At 46.3% G+C, this 16,134-nt stretch carries 14 protein-coding genes and 1 pseudogene; 3 read left to right on the top strand and 12 right to left on the bottom strand.

Annotated features, from left to right (window positions below; translation table 11 throughout):
• Nucleotides 1-239: 239 nt before the first annotated feature.
• From GI364_RS14695 to GI364_RS25415, 10 genes and pseudogenes are all read right to left on the bottom strand, one after another.
• Nucleotides 240-1,571 carry an MFS transporter gene (locus tag GI364_RS14695; protein ID WP_370541782.1) on the bottom strand — a complete coding sequence of 444 codons (1,332 nt, stop codon included), beginning with the start codon at nt 1,569-1,571 and terminating at the stop codon, nt 240-242.
• An 89-nt stretch (nt 1,572-1,660) separates the two neighbouring features.
• On the bottom strand, nt 1,661-3,019 hold the full coding sequence (locus GI364_RS14700; RefSeq protein WP_198850009.1) for a hypothetical protein: 1,359 nt from the start codon (nt 3,017-3,019) through the stop codon (nt 1,661-1,663).
• Between the two features lie 111 nt (nt 3,020-3,130).
• Nucleotides 3,131-3,448: a hypothetical protein gene (locus tag GI364_RS14705; protein ID WP_198850010.1), complete on the bottom strand. Its 318-nt coding sequence runs from the start codon at nt 3,446-3,448 to the stop codon at nt 3,131-3,133.
• Nucleotides 3,449-4,047: 599 nt separating this feature from the next.
• Nucleotides 4,048-4,845, bottom strand: a complete 798-nt coding sequence (locus tag GI364_RS14710) for a hypothetical protein (RefSeq protein WP_198850011.1) — start codon at nt 4,843-4,845, stop codon at nt 4,048-4,050.
• 419 nt (nt 4,846-5,264) lie between these two features.
• Nucleotides 5,265-6,551 (bottom strand): IS110 family RNA-guided transposase, encoded by a 1,287-nt coding sequence (locus GI364_RS14715; protein WP_198853857.1) that lies wholly within the window; start codon nt 6,549-6,551, stop codon nt 5,265-5,267.
• A gap of 320 nt (nt 6,552-6,871) precedes the next feature.
• Nucleotides 6,872-7,117: a hypothetical protein gene (locus GI364_RS14720; RefSeq protein WP_198850012.1), complete on the bottom strand. Its 246-nt coding sequence runs from the start codon at nt 7,115-7,117 to the stop codon at nt 6,872-6,874.
• Nucleotides 7,118-7,283: 166 nt separating this feature from the next.
• Nucleotides 7,284-7,823, bottom strand: coding sequence for a DUF1572 family protein (locus GI364_RS14725; RefSeq protein WP_198850013.1), 540 nt, complete (start codon nt 7,821-7,823; stop codon nt 7,284-7,286).
• A 178-nt stretch (nt 7,824-8,001) separates the two neighbouring features.
• Nucleotides 8,002-8,847 carry an arylamine N-acetyltransferase family protein gene (locus tag GI364_RS14730; protein WP_198850014.1) on the bottom strand — a complete coding sequence of 282 codons (846 nt, stop codon included), beginning with the start codon at nt 8,845-8,847 and terminating at the stop codon, nt 8,002-8,004.
• A gap of 41 nt (nt 8,848-8,888) precedes the next feature.
• Nucleotides 8,889-9,410, bottom strand: a complete 522-nt coding sequence (locus GI364_RS14735; RefSeq protein WP_198850015.1) for a hypothetical protein — start codon at nt 9,408-9,410, stop codon at nt 8,889-8,891.
• Nucleotides 9,411-9,728: 318 nt separating this feature from the next.
• Nucleotides 9,729-11,289, bottom strand: a pseudogene (locus GI364_RS25415) (spore germination protein).
• 148 nt (nt 11,290-11,437) lie between these two features.
• On the opposite strand from GI364_RS25415, the gene GI364_RS14750 reads away from it, so the two are divergent.
• Nucleotides 11,438-12,568, top strand: a complete 1,131-nt coding sequence (locus GI364_RS14750) for an ATP-binding protein (RefSeq protein ID WP_198850018.1) — start codon at nt 11,438-11,440, stop codon at nt 12,566-12,568.
• Between the two features lie 87 nt (nt 12,569-12,655).
• Here GI364_RS14750 and GI364_RS14755 read toward each other — a convergent pair whose 3' ends face one another.
• The gene (locus GI364_RS14755; protein ID WP_198850019.1) at nt 12,656-13,729 is read right to left on the bottom strand and encodes a GGDEF domain-containing protein; all 1,074 of its coding nucleotides are present in this window, start codon (nt 13,727-13,729) and stop codon (nt 12,656-12,658) included.
• Between the two features lie 246 nt (nt 13,730-13,975).
• On the opposite strand from GI364_RS14755, the gene GI364_RS14760 reads away from it, so the two are divergent.
• Both GI364_RS14760 and GI364_RS14765 read left to right on the top strand, forming a co-directional pair.
• Complete coding sequence (locus GI364_RS14760; RefSeq protein ID WP_198850020.1) at nt 13,976-14,644, top strand: Crp/Fnr family transcriptional regulator; 669 nt, start codon at nt 13,976-13,978, stop codon at nt 14,642-14,644.
• Nucleotides 14,645-14,715: 71 nt separating this feature from the next.
• Entirely contained in the window at nt 14,716-15,543 is an 828-nt protein-coding gene (locus GI364_RS14765) for an FTR1 family iron permease (RefSeq protein WP_198850021.1), read from the top strand.
• Nucleotides 15,544-15,550: 7 nt separating this feature from the next.
• Here the strand turns inward: GI364_RS14765 and GI364_RS14770 are convergent, their stop codons facing one another.
• Entirely contained in the window at nt 15,551-16,117 is a 567-nt protein-coding gene (locus GI364_RS14770) for a hypothetical protein (RefSeq protein WP_198850022.1), read from the bottom strand.
• Nucleotides 16,118-16,134 lie beyond the last annotated feature (17 nt).

Genomic DNA, 16,134 nt, shown 5'->3' on the forward strand with positions numbered 1-16,134 from the left:
TGACAGCCACTCAAGGATGTTCCTGGCCCCTGCAATCAAAGTGCCAACCTGTGTGTCAAGATTCTGAACAAGCCTACGTTCTTGATGCGGCCCAATTAAAAACAATCTACCTGGAGTGCTGCGGGAATCTGTCAAGGCAGCTTGTCCGCAATTACCGAGTCGCTGCCCTGTTTAGACATTTGAAGGTGAATTACTGTGTTCGAGCATTGGCGGACATGTGTCGCACGGCACTTTGATACCTACACGTCATCGTCGTGAGTCCTTTCATGACCGCTCGTGGGCCGCGTCCAAGATAAAACAAAAACTATAGTAGCGGAGAGCAATACACCGCACGCCTGTAAATCCTGTCGTGGTGTAGAACTAGAACCAATTGCAGCAATCAAAGCGGTGGCACCTATTCCCGAGAATTGACCTACAATATCCAGCGTGGAAGACACCCTTCCAATTACTCCAGGGGACGAGTGCTGCATGGCCATTGTCGACAGCCCAATAGATGCCATGCCATCGCCGAACCCAGCTAATAGACATATCCACAATGCATACCAGAAATCGCCTATCACAGAGTAAGAAAAGAGCGCCATTGTGCGAACAAGTAAACCGCCAATGACCAAGTAAGCGGAGTTCAGCTTCCCAGCACGAGGAACAATCAACAGTCCTGCCAACAAGTCGCCTAGTCCGGAAGCAGCCCATAGATACCCCACCGCTTCGCCGGGTACACCGAGATAGGTCCCTACATAGAACACGTCGACCGTAAACCAAATGAACCCTACAAGTGTCAATATAGCGGTAACGACTGCTACAACTACAAGTCGACGACTCTCCAACAAGTAATGAAATGCCACCATGACGTCTGCCTTTATGGAAGTCTCACTCGAAGGCAGAGTCAACTTTTTACAAACTGCCAATCCGTCCGTCCCCTGACGAATGTCGAGGAGAAGTAGCGTTGAAAGGATGAACGTTCCGGAGTCTGTAATCACCGTCGGAATGGGACCCATGCTAAGAATCAGCGTTCCACCTAAGGCAGGCCCTAGTGCCAGAGAAACGCTGGAGGCAACGTGTAGTACGCCTTGGGCTTTCTGGATGTCCTTGTCCCGGATTGTTTTCCGCACAAGAACGGATTGTGCAGGAATAAAGAGCCGGGTTCCAAAACTTAGCAGGAAACTAACAATGTACGCAAGATAAGCAGTGCCGGCCCCGTGAAATTCGAGGAGCAACAGAACTGCAAATGCTCTAAACAAGTCCGTCAGTACCATTATAATCTTCGGATTAAATCGCTCAGCAATCACGCCCGAAAGTGGACCAACTAAGATTGCAGGAAGTAACTCTGCCGCTGCAACACCCGCGACCTGACTGGATGATTTCGTTACTAACCCGACCCATACCGGCAGCGTAACCTCCAAAAGTGCATCTCCAAACTGTGAAACACCCTGAGCCAACCACAAATTCAAAAATTGGCGACTTAATCTATAATGCTTCGATATGCCATCCTTATCCCCCTTTGTTCTGAAAATTAGAGAAGGAAAAGGGGGACTTCTGGACACACCAAAGCGCCGTCGAAAATATCTTTCCACGGAACCACTATGTTTAGCTAATGTGGAGGAACTGCGTTAGAAAAACGGTTGCATGCTTTGTCACTCCTTATAGTCACATCAGCACGTATTTACATTGATTTCATTGGCTTCCACAACGACAAAATGGCTTTTCCTGCAGGACGCTCGGTTGCGGCGGTTTCTGCAATCACTCTTGCACCGCCAGACAGGTGTCTCCAGGATTGTTGTCCCAACTGAGAGTATTCTGTCTCTTGAAGCAATCCCCAAATCATTTTTACATTGTGAATCGCATCGAACGGCCCGGATGTTGTTAGCGCCACCTCCATCAGAGTTCGAGCTAATTCCCTAGGACTCCCGCCACTAAGCAGGTAGTTCCCAGCTGCCTGCGCGGACAGCTGACCGCCGTCATCGTTTGACACAATATTTTTGAGTTCGGTAAGTGTAACTCTAGTGCCACTGACGTGTAATGGTTCTCTCCAATTCTGCCGACTTACCTTTTGTCTACGGCTGCGTTGACTTGACAATGCTAGGTGTCCTGCCAATGTCCGAAGATCAGAAGGTACGTCTTTCCCACGCATTAAATCAAGTGTACAGTGAACGCCAGTTACGGCATGGGCATCGAACTGTGACCTCCTCAACATCTCCGATGATGAAAGGGCTATCGCCTCATACAGTGTACGACCTTTGATTCCTTGACGTATCAACTCATCGATGAGATCGGGTTCCTCTCCATACGGAACCTCAATTAATCGTTGTACGACGTCCGTGACTTCGTGCTCTGATACCATCCCTTCTTCCGGCCATGTCAACATTCTTTCTTTAATTCTGTTGAACAGCGTCGTATCCGGACGAGATGCAAGATACTGTACAGCCGGACGAAATATAGGCTCTGCATATGCCCACCCGCTTAAATCATCTAAAAATTGAATGGCACGATGCACAATTAACAGCCGATGCTCATTTTCTGGGTATTGGCGGAGCGCAACTTGGGTCAGAAGCCATCTCAGGTCTGAGTTCTGGTGTCGCAATAAGCCAACCAGTCTGTGTTCGGACAACAATACTGTGTTTCCACTCTCAATGTCGTGTAAGAAAGCCTGTTGAGACTCTTCTTCTGTAGTCTCAGTGACAGGTTCCATTTCCATCAAAAGATAGGGGCCGTACCTCGGGTCCGCCAGAAGATCCGTTACGTATACGGCCGTCTGCAGTAGAGCTAAATCCTGAAAATCACTGCTCAACAGAGAAGACGCACGAAGCAAAGGTCCGCCGTTGAAGGTTCCGTGGCCAATGAGAGGCCCATGGTGGTCGACGTATCGTGCCGATGCTAAAGCGAGTAACAGATAGATGTCAGCGTTGGAAAGTCCTTCAGAACGAGACTTGTCTATCCAATTCATAGTCTTGTCTCGTGTCAAGGATTCAATTTCACGTGTTCGTACCTCCATAGAAGGCTGCCACGAAAACTCATTGCGCACGTCCATCACCCCTAATGTAGACTTGTCTTGAGGATCGTAACACGCCGTCGTCTGGAATATCTATACAACGTTGGTCTTAAGACCATGGGATAGCAAGGCAAAACAAGAAGATTAACTGAATAATGGAGTCATTCGTTTGATCCACAAATACCGATTTCGTCCAAACGTTATAAACCAGATTACAGCGAGCACCTTAAAACCGTTTAATCCTCCACACTTAAAATCCAAGACTTCATCATTTTTAACCTCAAATTCCAGTTCATTACTTCTGCACCAATCAATTTCCAGATGGATTTTGTGATACCCAGCATTGAGCGAATACTCAAAAGTATCTCCGGGTCCTACAGAGCCAATCTCCGTTCCATCTAAAACCACATGATAGTTTCTGAGATTATCCGAGAGGCTGACTGCTCGCTTGATCCTAATCATCCTATATCCCTTCCATTTATCAATATGCAACTACTACTCGTTGTTTCATTGGCTCTGTTGTGACAGAGTCCGCCAAAAGTCTAGCGAGGTTGGTGGAACGGTACTGAATGAATAGTCGACCACTGTATTAATTGAGTTCTCAATTCCCTGTGCTCCGTTCCCCAGAGCCTGATGCGTAGAGGCTTTAGTGGGAACTTAAAGTAAACTCCCAGGTTTATCCGTGTGCCTATTGGCATTGAAATGGACTCTATGGATTCGACTGCATAGGAAATTCTCCCAACCAAGATTGCAGTATCAGTGAGAGTTAGAAAACACGGAAAGAGCCGATTCCACAGCCACGAACCAACAACCCAGCCCATCACGGACCATAACAAGGCAACGATAGCAGTCAGCCACCAAGGACGTCTATGAAATAGACTGCTAAATATAAACTCACCTACCACAATTCCTAAAAATGAAAACCAGTAGTTCTGTCGTGTAACTCGAAACTTCACCACATCACCCGCTCACCGAATTCTCACATATCTAGTAAATTTCTATACTTATTCTAAGTTTATTTCCAGTTCAATGTAACCTCAATCGTACTGAACATTGTAACGTTAAAAACAGCAACTTTGGCCACGACTTATACATTTGTCTGCCAAGCTGCGGATTTCCTCAGCTAATCTCTGGTTAACCGGATATACACTGGCTACATAATCCAAAATATGAAGTGCTGACTCGGGTACACGGTTATACCCAAGCACCATCTTCCCTACTACTTGTGAAAAATTGGGGAACCTCACTTCCAGCCTTCTCTCATTTACGAACGGATCCGGAAAGTATTTGTTCTCCTTCTCGAGCAAATGGAGAACGGAAATGATGCTGTCCACCGCATAACCCTGAATAAACCGAGTGGCAGACATTTTCTCTCCCCTTGCATATCGAGTAAGTCCGACATAAAGATTGGTCAAAGCTTCATTTAGAGGATGATCCAGAGAATCTATTCGTACCTTTTGCTCCTGTCTGAGGTTTGCACCGACGTCTGTATTCTTATACAAGGGGTCTTTCCAGACAACTCTGCCATGTACATGTGGAATGTTCCTGAGATCTCGTTCCTCAAACACAGCGTACTCTCCGTAAATTCCGTCGTTAAACATGATTTTGGACCCATCCGCCGTATTCTGAAACGAATAGACAAGAGGACGAACCTGTTCCAGCCAATCCAAATTCTCTATATATCTGCGCTTGTATCCTGGCGCCACAATGACGAAAAAATCCAGATCTGAATAGTCATCCAGACGGTCAGTCTCAACGCCCACAGAACCCAGTCCCAAAAGCAGGAGTGCTCCATTCATCTTCGCCAAGGATTCTCCTATTTCGTCCAGCCGTTTCAACAGTTGATCTTTTTTATTCATAGTAATAACCCCTCCCACTATAAATTAATGTTTTCTCCTATTTACTCTCTTATTCTCACGATTACGTACCTTGACAATTTGAGAGAGATTACCAGAATGCTAGATGTGCCAATTTTCAAACGGGTAGTCCGTAGCAGGAACAGAGATTGGTGCTATTTTACCAATACATGGAACATAATTATGTTCGCACATTTGGATGTCCACACGTTCCCTTGCGGTTTACCCTCCCATGTCACACTGGGTCTATGCCCTCACATTCCTTCGTACTACCTCTCAAGGGGTGGATGCCGTTTCTTGCTCCTTTACTGGGTCGTTGCCCTTATGGTGTAGATACTACGGCTTATCCGTGCTTCTGTTTGTCTTGGCGATTCATCGTGTACAAGCGAGTAAATCGAACTGACGAGTTTGAATCAAATCGGTTAAGCTGCCACCTGTAGTTGGGACCTCCGAAGTGGCCCCAGTAAATCCTCAGCGTTGTACTGAACTTGCTTTGTCCCCAATGTGTGTAGAACACGAATGAGTTTTCCACACAGCGCAATCAGTGACTGTTTCTTCTTCAAGGGATTGCACGTTCGGGTCGTGTAATAATCGTGCAACGCCTTGAACTCGGCGTTCTTGGCAACCATCGGCAATATGGCTCGAAAGAGTAGTGCCCTGAGCCGGGAGCGACCCCGCTTCGAGATTCCTGTTTTCCCTTTCCTCTTGCCAGAACTGTTCTCTTTCAGATTCAGTCCAGCGAGCCGGATAATCTGCTGTCCATGGTCGTATCCCCGTAGGTCGCCCACTTCAGCCAGGAATCCGGCAAGTGTGGTGACACCCATCCCTGGTACGCTCAGCATCTCTTCAGTGCCTGGAATCTGGTTCAGCAGTTGCTCCACCTGAGCCATGATTTCATCACGCTGCCGAGTGAACATCTCATACTGTTCTAGCAAAGCCATTAGTTCCAACCGAGCTGCCGTAAGCCCCTCTTTCAGACCAATAGACTTTTTAGCGGTACTCACAAGCCGTGTTGCTCGCTTCATACCGACAGCCCGCTTCACACCGCCCCTTTTCCACTGACCCACAATCTCGCTGGCGCCGAGTGAGACGAGGTCCTGTGGAAACGGAGACTTACGCAGTGTGATGAGTGACGTCTTACCTTCCCAGTCCTTAAACACCTGGGTGTATTCCGGAAAGAACCGGTCGAGCCAGTTCTGAATCCGCATTTGCACTTGCCCCAGATTCACCACGACCTTCTCTCTCAGGTTCATGAGGATTCGTAAATCCGCATAGATACCTGTTGGGAGTTTAGGCTCGGTGTACTTGCCGTCCTTGACGAGATTCGCAATAACCTTGGCATCCTTGTAGTCGTTCTTCGTTGGCGAGTTATCTTCCAACTCTTTGCTCTTGTTGACGTGGTGCGGATTCACTAGCACGAATCGAACGCTCAAGCCTTGCATGAAGGCACCTAACGGAAACCAGTAGTGTCCGGTCGGCTCAACACCAAAGACGACATCCGTCTTGCCGTGCAGCCGTTGCAACTCCTTCATCCACGTTACGAGTTTCGTCAGGCCCTCATCGTCATTGTTAAAAACACACTCTTTACCGAGCTCAATTCCACGGAAGTCAATGGCTCTCGCCACATGGGTTTGCTTCGCAATGTCGGCTCCCACAATGATGGTAGCGTCGGTAATTTGTTGAATTCGTTGATTTTGCTTCTGTTGGATCTTATACTTCACGTTGAGCGTCCTCCTCAATTAGGGAATGAATGTGTCTGCATTCGGAACCCAGCATACAGGAGGCGCTCTTTTTGTTACAAACCCGAAATTAATTCATTACAGGAATGGCTCCTTATGGTAAACCAAAAAAGGTTCAACCTCCGTTTGCACGAGGTTGAACCCTGCGGTTACATTGCCCTTATGTTGTCCTTAGAACTTAATCCATCATACCACGCGTGCCGTATCCAGCCAGTTTGTATTTGTGTATAAAATACGAACTACCAATAGACGTCCTGTATGTCGACTTTTCGATTGAGAACTGGCATATTTCAAGACTCACCCTTGAAAAAACCGAGAATCCCAACAACAAGTCCAAGTAACACAAGAGCTACTCCCATTGATGAGACACGGATGATGCTGCTAATGTTAGGGTTCAGCGAAATCGCAGCCCCAGCCGTAATGCACAGTAATCCTAACATCATGTGCTCTATCCGACTTCTGTGAAGTTTAGTTAATGAAAGACTAACTGCGATACCTAGAATCAAAGCGACCAATGACAGTACCCGCAACTGCAATACCCGGTTCCCCTTTCTTACGTTGAAAAAATTTTCTCCAGTGTCTTCACCGTGTAGTGACAAGTCGACCTTTCTACCGACGCTAAACAACGAATCTTTATATGTACCTTAACACACTCTTGTACCATGGTCTTATAGAGTCCCTCTTGTCGTTTGAGTACTCACCTTATTTCCCCTTGAACTTTTTGTCCATTTCCGCAAGAAATTCTTTTGACTTCCCTCTCGGGATAGTCAGGGTTTTCCACTTCGAATTACGTATTTGCTTAGCGACGTACACAATTTGCCCGGTATGGTAAGAGAGGTGATAGATCTGGCGTTCTATTGCCTGAACAACACTGTGGGGTTCCATCCGGATGTAAACAATCTTGAGTAAATCTTCGGATTTCAACTTACTTATTGTCCCAAACAAGCGATCCCAGCCAGCTTTCCAGTCTTCCATCATTTCATCCGTGGAAATGTAACTGTCTTCAAACTCCGCATCCCGGTCTCGAGTAGATTTTTCACCGTCAGATGTTAGAAAATCAGTCCATCTAGACGCCATATTTCCAGCCATGTGCTTCACTATGTGAGCAATGCTGTTGGATTCTTCTGTTGGGCAAAACTGTAGTTCATGAAACTCTAACTGTTTCATGGCCCGCTCCGCTGTCGCCTTCATGTTCCGAAAGTTATTCAGCACCGACTCTAAATAGACGTCTCCTAACGGCATCAGACCCGCTCCTCTCCACGTGATTCTGAAATAAAGTCGTCATGCAGACAGAGGCATGCACACATACTCGACCCAATGACAATGAGACGAAACGCAATCCTTGTTACAATTTATACCAGCTACTAAGTTGCATGGTACACCTTTTTGTCGTCTTCACTACGCCTCTTTGTTATCTTTGCTACGCCTCTTCCTCATCGAACGGAGTCTCATCAATCCCGAAATATCGCTTTAGTAAAATCACACGCTCTGCCTCGGATTGAATAGCACTGCGTGTCTTGTCCGACCCAATAGTTTCTATTAGAACGTTGCCGGAGATAGTAAGCCGGCCAGTCAGTGTTGCGACAGAACAAATAAGATTCTGAGTGAAGTGGGAGTCCAGTGAGGTTTGTTGATAGACATTCATGACTTGGAACTCATCGAGTCGACGGGGTCTTAGCGTAAAAGCGTACTCTGACGTCCAGTCTGTTCCCGTTTGTTTTTGAAAGTAGAGGACACGACGATTCGTATCGTTTTCAATTCGGTAGGAACCGCTGATATCTGTCACGATTTCACCAGATAGAGGCAAAGGGCTCCGAACTGAATCGCCAAATCCAACATCCACCACGTAGTCCATGCCGTTTAAATTTACAAGTAAAAGCATGTGATCGAACTCTGGACCAAACTTTCCATCCTCCCGCATGACGCTCGCGGAGAGCATGGAAACGGAAAATCCCAAAGTTCGAAGAAGCCAGTATAGCAGTCCATTGAGCTCATAGCAGTATCCCCCGCGTCCCTTTACAATAAGCTTCTCGTACATAGACTCATACTCCAGTTCGATAGGCACACCCGCTGCAATATCCAAATTTTCAAACGGCACATGGTACATATGCTCACTTTGAATCAGACATAGAGACTCGTAGTCTACGGATACTCCTTCAGTAATATTAATCCTCCGTAAATACTCGTTGTGGTCCATCGCACAACCTCTCTCCTCACATTCTGAAATGGTACCGCTTTCAAACCAATCCATGTTCACCTTGTCCACCTAGGTAGACTCCAACACCGTATCGTCCTCTCTTGGCACATTCAATCGGCAAGCAAGGTTTCCAGCCGGTGGTGCAGTTCAATGGGCAGCGGCTCTCTACAGAGCAGGTCCACGATGTTTTTCGTGACACCCGTACGTTGTAAGTGTCTAAACAAGAGTTCGGATTTCTCGATTCTACCCATTAAATTGTACGCGACCGCCCAGACCTCCGGACTTGCTATAGGGATGTCGTGCCATAATCGTCCAAAAACACTTGGCAGTCTGCAGACGTCTCTTTCGCATCTGATAGCGTAGCCTCCTATAATCTCTATCTTTGCTTCCGGAATGGCAAGAACGTAATCACTGCAGAATACCAGTGATTGATGTGGTGTCTCAACGAGTTGGAATTCCTGTAAACACTCTGTCACCGCTTGCTTCGACGCATTTGTTGTCAAGTCCCAATCATTCACAACCGCACTCAGTCCAAAAGCATAGAGAAGTCCACTGCCACCGAGGAATGCGTTTAAGTGACAAGTCTGCAATGTAGACAATACCGAGCGTAAAGCCCGTGTTTCAGGTATCATACTGCCATCCCAATTCCCCACAACAAATTCAGATGCTTCAGAACTTTCCGCTATCTACAGTGTACCCGAATGAGACTTTATGCGGTAGTCACCACCAGCATTTTTTGGATTGTGCTGCCAAACATCTACAAAATTTCCTCCTCAATACACCGCATAATATCTGCTGCACCAGTTCCATGCACAAAAGTCCTACTTTCAGCAATTCTATCATTATTCAGAAAGTAAGGGAATTTATGTTTGCTAACGGGAGTTGGTCCCTTGTGAGAATATCCGATGCTCCCAGGAGCAAACAAAATGGTTGCTAAAATTTAGTGAATATCACACTGCAGGCCTCCTTTTCCATTTTTCAGCGACGAAGAGAATCAATGGGATACCAATCATGTTAAGCGGCAGTACACAATTCACAAAAATCGTATCTCTAATGATGCTAGTGAAGTGTGTAAGATGCAACGAGAACAGAATACAGGCAAACGCTGTGATGGTAACAAAAGTCGATATCGCAATCGTATTTGAGAAAGTCCAAACGAAGGCCGAAAAGGCATCAATGCTCTGGATGAAATCCAAAATACTGATGGATTTTATATACGTGATCCATGCATTTGTACACCGAGGGGCCAGATGAGCTCCGACAATACTGATAATTGGACCCATTTGTCCCGGTAACCGTATCCCAGCTTCCTGCAGCCCGTCGAAGATAAACTCCATCAGTGTGGTCTCAATAACGGTTGGAAACGGAGAAAGCTCCCGAGCGGTTGCGATGCTTCTCATGAGCTGCGCTGGCAACATTGCCGAATTATACGTAGTCAATGCGACATACGCAGCTGGTAACGCGACAGACAGCAAGGCCATAGCGTAACGAACGGTTAAACACCGCATACTCAAATCGTTCGTAATGGTCATCTGCTGCTTGTAAACCCGCCCAAAACGTCATTGGAACAATCAGGGCAAAAGGGCTCCCGTCAACGATGATGACAACCTTGCCCTCAAGGATGCTGGAAGTCGCAACGTCCGGTCGTTCGGTATTTTGAACCTGAGGCCATGGTGACCAATGCGAATCTTGAATGTACTCCTCGATGTAGCCAGAATCTACGAGGTCCTTGAAAGGGATATCACCCAGTCGACGTCGGACTTCTATAAGTGCGGAATGAACGACCAAATCACCTAAATACGCGATAACCACATCAGTGCGTGTTCGCTCACCCACGACGAACAATTCCATCTTAAGATTCGGATTTTTCATCCTGCGTCTCAAGAGAGACGTATTCGTCCTGAGTGTTTCGGTAAAACAATCTCTGGGACCACGCAAGCTCGTCTCGTTATCTGGTTTATCAACGCTTCGTTTTTCTGCACCCTGAGCACGAACAATCAGCGCCTCATGCCAACCCTCAACCATGATGCTCGTATTGCCCTGCAAGATCCGTCGAATCACATCGCGAAGGGCTGTGGTTGTTTCAGTATCTGCGATGGCCACCAATTGTTGCGCCAGTGCTTGACGTATTTCACCGGTTCTTCCCTTATCTCGTGGTCCATTTACAGATAGCAGCGGCCGGAGAAGCGATTCATTAATGGTTTTCGTATCGACGAGTCCATCCACATATATCATGAGAAGAGCGGATTGACGATTGAGCGGTATCTTACGAAACACAACATCCGAAGAATTCGTAAAGATTTTGCGCAACAGTTGCTCGTTTTTCGCAAGCCTGGTATCTAACGACCCATCAGCCGCAGCCATTGTTGTTAGATCAATCGAGAATTCACGTTTGTTCTTGTGAGAAAGTGCTGGAAGAATCCCACACACGCACCCCCCGCCAACATGTATTTGCTTATGTTGTGCAAAATTGGTAATCCCATGCCTTAGCAAGAGGGGTGTGAAATGCATTGACAGCGAAATTGCACGTCTGCAAATTTCCTTTAGGAATTGCTTTCTCTTCGCAGTCGGTTTGATTTTTTGTTAAAATTAGTAGAAAAGGACTATGGATATTCACCTAAAATGACTATGGACGTTCCTCATAAAGGAGATTGATGAAGTGCTGCGTGAAAGTTTGGCAAAGCTGGAATCCACCTTAGACCACTCTGGTGTTCCACAGGCAGATTGGGAAGACGCCTTACTCAAACTCAAAGAAATAAACTTTGCACTTGATGAAGCACTCATCGTTGCGATTACAGATGTAAAAGGAAACATTACCTTCGCAAATCGAAAATTCTGTGAGATATCTAAATACAGTAAAGATGAGCTAATTGGTCAAAACCATCGAATCATCAACTCTGGTTACCATTCAGAGGCATTTTTTCGCGAAATGTGGAGAACAATTTCCAACGGAAAGATATGGAGGGGTGAAATTCGAAACAAAGCCAACGATGGAACACTCTACTGGATGGATACAACCATTGTGCCCTTGCTCAATGAAAGAGGTAAACCGTATCAGTACATTTCCTTCCGCAACGACATTACGGACCGAAAGAACACCGAAGAAGCGTTACGACGAGCAGATAAGGTGTCGATTGCTGGACAGATGGCGGCTGGACTGGTTCATGAAATACGAAATCCGCTTGCAGCAGTCATGTGGTCTTTGCAACTTCTGCGCTCAGACATTCCTGAGCGACAGGGAGAATTTGATGCTATCCTAGAAGAACTGGATAGGGCGGACGGTATTGTCGGTGACTTGCTGACACTGGCAAAACCCCATGACGTATGTTTCGAACTGGTTCACATATCTGACATTCTTAAACCGCTGGTAAACATGGTCCGTAACGAGGCCCGCCGTCAACAAATAGACTTACAGTTACTCATTGCTGAAGATGTGCCGGTGACTCAATGTGATCGGAATCAAATTAAACAAGTCGTCCTGAACCTCATAAAAAATGCTATCGAATCCATGGTGCAAAAAGCGGGGACGATTACAATTCGTGCGAGTCGCTCTACTCTGGATGGGGTTGACATTGAAATTGCAGATGAAGGATGCGGAATTCCAGAAGAAGTGATTGCAAAGTTTGGCGAACCCTTCGTCAGCACGAAGAAGTTTGGAACAGGACTGGGAATGATGACGTGCTTACAGATTGTGCAAAGCCATCAGGGAAGCATTGACGTAAAGAGTGAACTAAATGTTGGTACCACAATGACAGTCAGATTGCCAGGAGTTGTTTCAAAGGCTGTTTGAAGCGAAGCGGGGCTGTCGGGATGGGATGGATTTGGCGCCCCAGACGGCTCCCGTATCTTTCGAACCAAATAATATTGCTACACACTGCTAGGTGGTTAGTTCGACCCTGTTTCTCCCCAGTTTTTTGGATTTATAGAGTGCATCATCCACCCTTTTTAACAGTAAATTGAGGTTGTCTCCCCATTGAAACTCTGCAACGCCAAAACTCGCGGTAACTTGGCCGACGCGAAAAGCATAGGTTTCCATGGACGCCCTAATCCGCTCAGCAAACCTATAGGCATCCATAGCGGCACAATCGGGTAAAATGACCACAAACTCTTCCCCGCCCCAACGGCCAAAATCATCGACGGACCTGCTATATCGTGATATTAAATTAGCAACTTCCACCAGCACTTCGTCGCCGGTATTATGCCCGTGTCTGTCATTTATTTCCTTGAAGTGGTCGATGTCAATCAAAACAATACTAAATGGCCTCGCTGCTGCATTTTCTACTCTCTTTTCTAATTGAACCTGAATCGATCGGCGATTCGGCGTCCCTAATAAGACATCGGTGTGTGCGAGCATTGCCATATGAGAAACAGATTTTTGTGAACGCAGATACAGCCGTCGCAATCTGACAAACAGAGCCATGAAAATGATGACAATACAGTGGATGCCATAAACCTGCGAAAGCACAACAAGTGTCTCGCGCATGGGCACAGTCTGCCAATAAATTGTCATATACAAACCCGTGAGCACCATCCAAAGCCCGAGCATGACCAATGCTAAAACACAGGCAACCTTCCTTCGAAAAACTACAAACGGAGCAATGTACGTTAGTAGCATCAATGCGCTTAACCATAAGAGTTGCAGGTCAAACTGAGGCTGAGGCACAAAGAGATCGTAAATAAGATTAGCGGTAATTCTGAGGATTAGGGAAAGAAAAATTATTATAACCGCTCGGCGCAGTAACTGAGGCTTTTGCCAAAGCAGGAGACTCATGGACGCCAAAAATGGAATTGCAATCAAAGTACCCCCATCAGGAAAGATGACTTCTCGATATGAGTGCAACGAAAGGGCTAGGCGAATACAATTAGCCAACAAGGCGACAAGAACGGTCGTTAAGACGAATTTATAAACCCACGGATCTAAAGATGCATCTTCAAAGACAAAGCGTTCCACGCTAAAAAGCCTTCTCACAAAACAGGAGCTCCTTTTGCAACATGCTGAAGTCTACGGCTAATTATAGTCTTGGTAAAAATAGATTTACCACGGGTCCATTCAATAATTTAAATTTTATCACTGCTTGGATAAAAGCGACTACCACAAAATGACTTGAACGGACTATGCCATTTGGTCAATGCGTGTCTGTTTTACCAAAGGGTCAATTCGTTATATTTGTTCCAATTACAAGGGGAGGCGTCAAAAATGCTTGAGTTCTTTCGCGCATTGCCAATGTTTTCAGATGTCCCAGGTTCTGCACTAGAGACGCTATGCCGACTGAGCCAGATACGCCACTACAAGAAAAACGATGTTTTGGTCGAACAAGAAACAGATACAAGTACCGTCTTCTTCGTGAAATCCGGTCTGATAAAGCTGGTTCACATTGATGAAGAAGGAAGAGAATGTATTCATCGAATGGTTGGCGAGGGATTTGTGTTGCCTGGAACTAGTCTGTTCTACCACGATCCGCTCCCTGAATTTGTATATTCCGTCACCGATACCACAATACTTGAAGTTTCCCAAACGGAATTCGAAAGATGGATTGAACCCTACTCAACCGCGCTAATTCAGCTGGCTGGAGAAATGAACCGCCGACTCTATCACATGTACGAATGGAGCCACCAATTGGCCGTGTCGGACGCAGAGCAACGAGTTCATTACTTTCTTGAACAACTTGTCTCGAACTTTGGTCGCATGGAATCTGACGGAGTCCACATTAATCTCCCAGTTACTCAGACTGAAATTGCACAGATGGTTGGCGTGAGACGGGAATCCCTGAATCGTATTCTGAAAGAGTTGCAGCGAAAAAAAGTGCTCCATCTTCGACACCAGGCCTGGGTCGTCTCACTTGACTGGCAAACACAGATTTGCTAGATAAGCGATGCAGTATGATGTAACGAGATGGATTGGATGCAAGCGCACATGTATGTATTGGAGGTCGTAACATGGTTCCTTCTTTCCTAATTTTCTTTAGAGAATCCCTTGAAGCATCTATGATTTGCTCCATCATGTTAGCGTACCTGAAACAAATTGACCGTCGCGATAGGTTTAAGGATGTCTGGTTTGGCATTGGAGCAGCGGTTGCCGTTGCAATCATTGGCGGCATCGTCGTTTTTACGACACTTCGCAGTTATGATGGTTCCCGTCTTCAAACGATGATTGAAGGCATTACCTACTTCATCGCCTGCGGGGTTCTAACGTATATGACTTTCTGGATGAAGAAACAGGGGAGAAATCTCAAGAAAGAATTACATGCGAAGATAGAGACGGCTGTAGGGACGGGATCGGTCTTCGCCATTGCCCTCATTGCTTTCATCACAGTTGGACGTGAAGGTCTAGAAACGGTCGTATTTATGATCGCGATAGCCTTTCATACCAATCCGTTCATGCTTGGGGTGGGAGCCCTCGTGGGTGTCGCTGTCGGCTTGATTCTAAGTTATGCGATTTATGTCCTTGGCAAACGAATCAATCTACAGCACTTCTTCAATATCATGGGTACTTTGCTCATGCTGTTTGCAGCGGGTCTTTTGGCAGATGGCATTGAGAATTTTCAACAACTTGGCTGGTTTCCGAACGGCCGCGTAATCTGGAACACGGCCTCAATCCTAAACGAAGACAGCACATTTGGAGACGTCCTGCATTCCTTCTTCGGATACGCGTCAAGCCCCACCGCGTTGCAAGTTGTTGTGTATGCTTTATTCCTGGTAGTAATGGTGGGGTTGTTTTGGAGAATTGGGAGACCACAGAGACAACAACAGGTTCCGACACATTGAACCTCGACTAAAAGGAAAGAAAAAGGTGTCTAAGACCTTCTCCCGTCATGGTGGTCAAGATTGTCGAAGCAAAGACGCCGAAGAGAATGGAGAGAAGAATAAGTACCGTGTTGAAGCGCAGCGTCACGCCTACACCTACGCTAACTTCAATCCCTGCAGTGGCAGACAAGGGAATCAACAGCCAAACGCCATACTTCTTGTACTTCTCGCTAACCTTGTCGATGTGCGCAAGCTTTCGTTGAAACCACTTCCAGCGCTCTACCAAATCATTAAAACTAAACAGGAGGAACGGTAAAAACGAGAGATGTGTCAAGCTGCTGATAATGGCTCCCACCCAAGGACCAAAGCCTGCCACAACGGCCGCCGTAGCACCAGCGACTGCATTTACAATGCTTGTTGACATCACGGACAGAGTGAGGAGACTCCCCCGCAAAAAGAATCCAACCAAGAAAACAAAAATATTAACCGCGATAGCAATGCTGAGTGTTATCATGGCAGTCTTATAGGGATTCCGTGTAGAGACTTCCCCATTGCCATCTAGCTGCAGTTTTTTTGAACCTTCTATATCCGACAACTTCAACCCTACCTTTT

Source organism: Alicyclobacillus sp. SO9 (genome assembly GCF_016406125.1).
Lineage (GTDB): Bacteria > Bacillota > Bacilli > Alicyclobacillales > Alicyclobacillaceae > SO9.

Coding starts and splice junctions, on each gene's coding strand:
- GI364_RS14705 (WP_198850010.1), bottom strand. CDS start 3,448: ATGATTAGGATCAAGCGAGCAGTCAGCCTCTCGGATAATCTCAGAAAC.
- GI364_RS14710 (WP_198850011.1), bottom strand. CDS start 4,845: ATGAATAAAAAAGATCAACTGTTGAAACGGCTGGACGAAATAGGAGAA.
- GI364_RS14725 (WP_198850013.1), bottom strand. CDS start 7,823: ATGCCGTTAGGAGACGTCTATTTAGAGTCGGTGCTGAATAACTTTCGG.
- GI364_RS14735 (WP_198850015.1), bottom strand. CDS start 9,410: ATGATACCTGAAACACGGGCTTTACGCTCGGTATTGTCTACATTGCAG.
- GI364_RS14760 (WP_198850020.1), top strand. CDS start 13,976: ATGCTTGAGTTCTTTCGCGCATTGCCAATGTTTTCAGATGTCCCAGGT.
- GI364_RS14765 (WP_198850021.1), top strand. CDS start 14,716: ATGGTTCCTTCTTTCCTAATTTTCTTTAGAGAATCCCTTGAAGCATCT.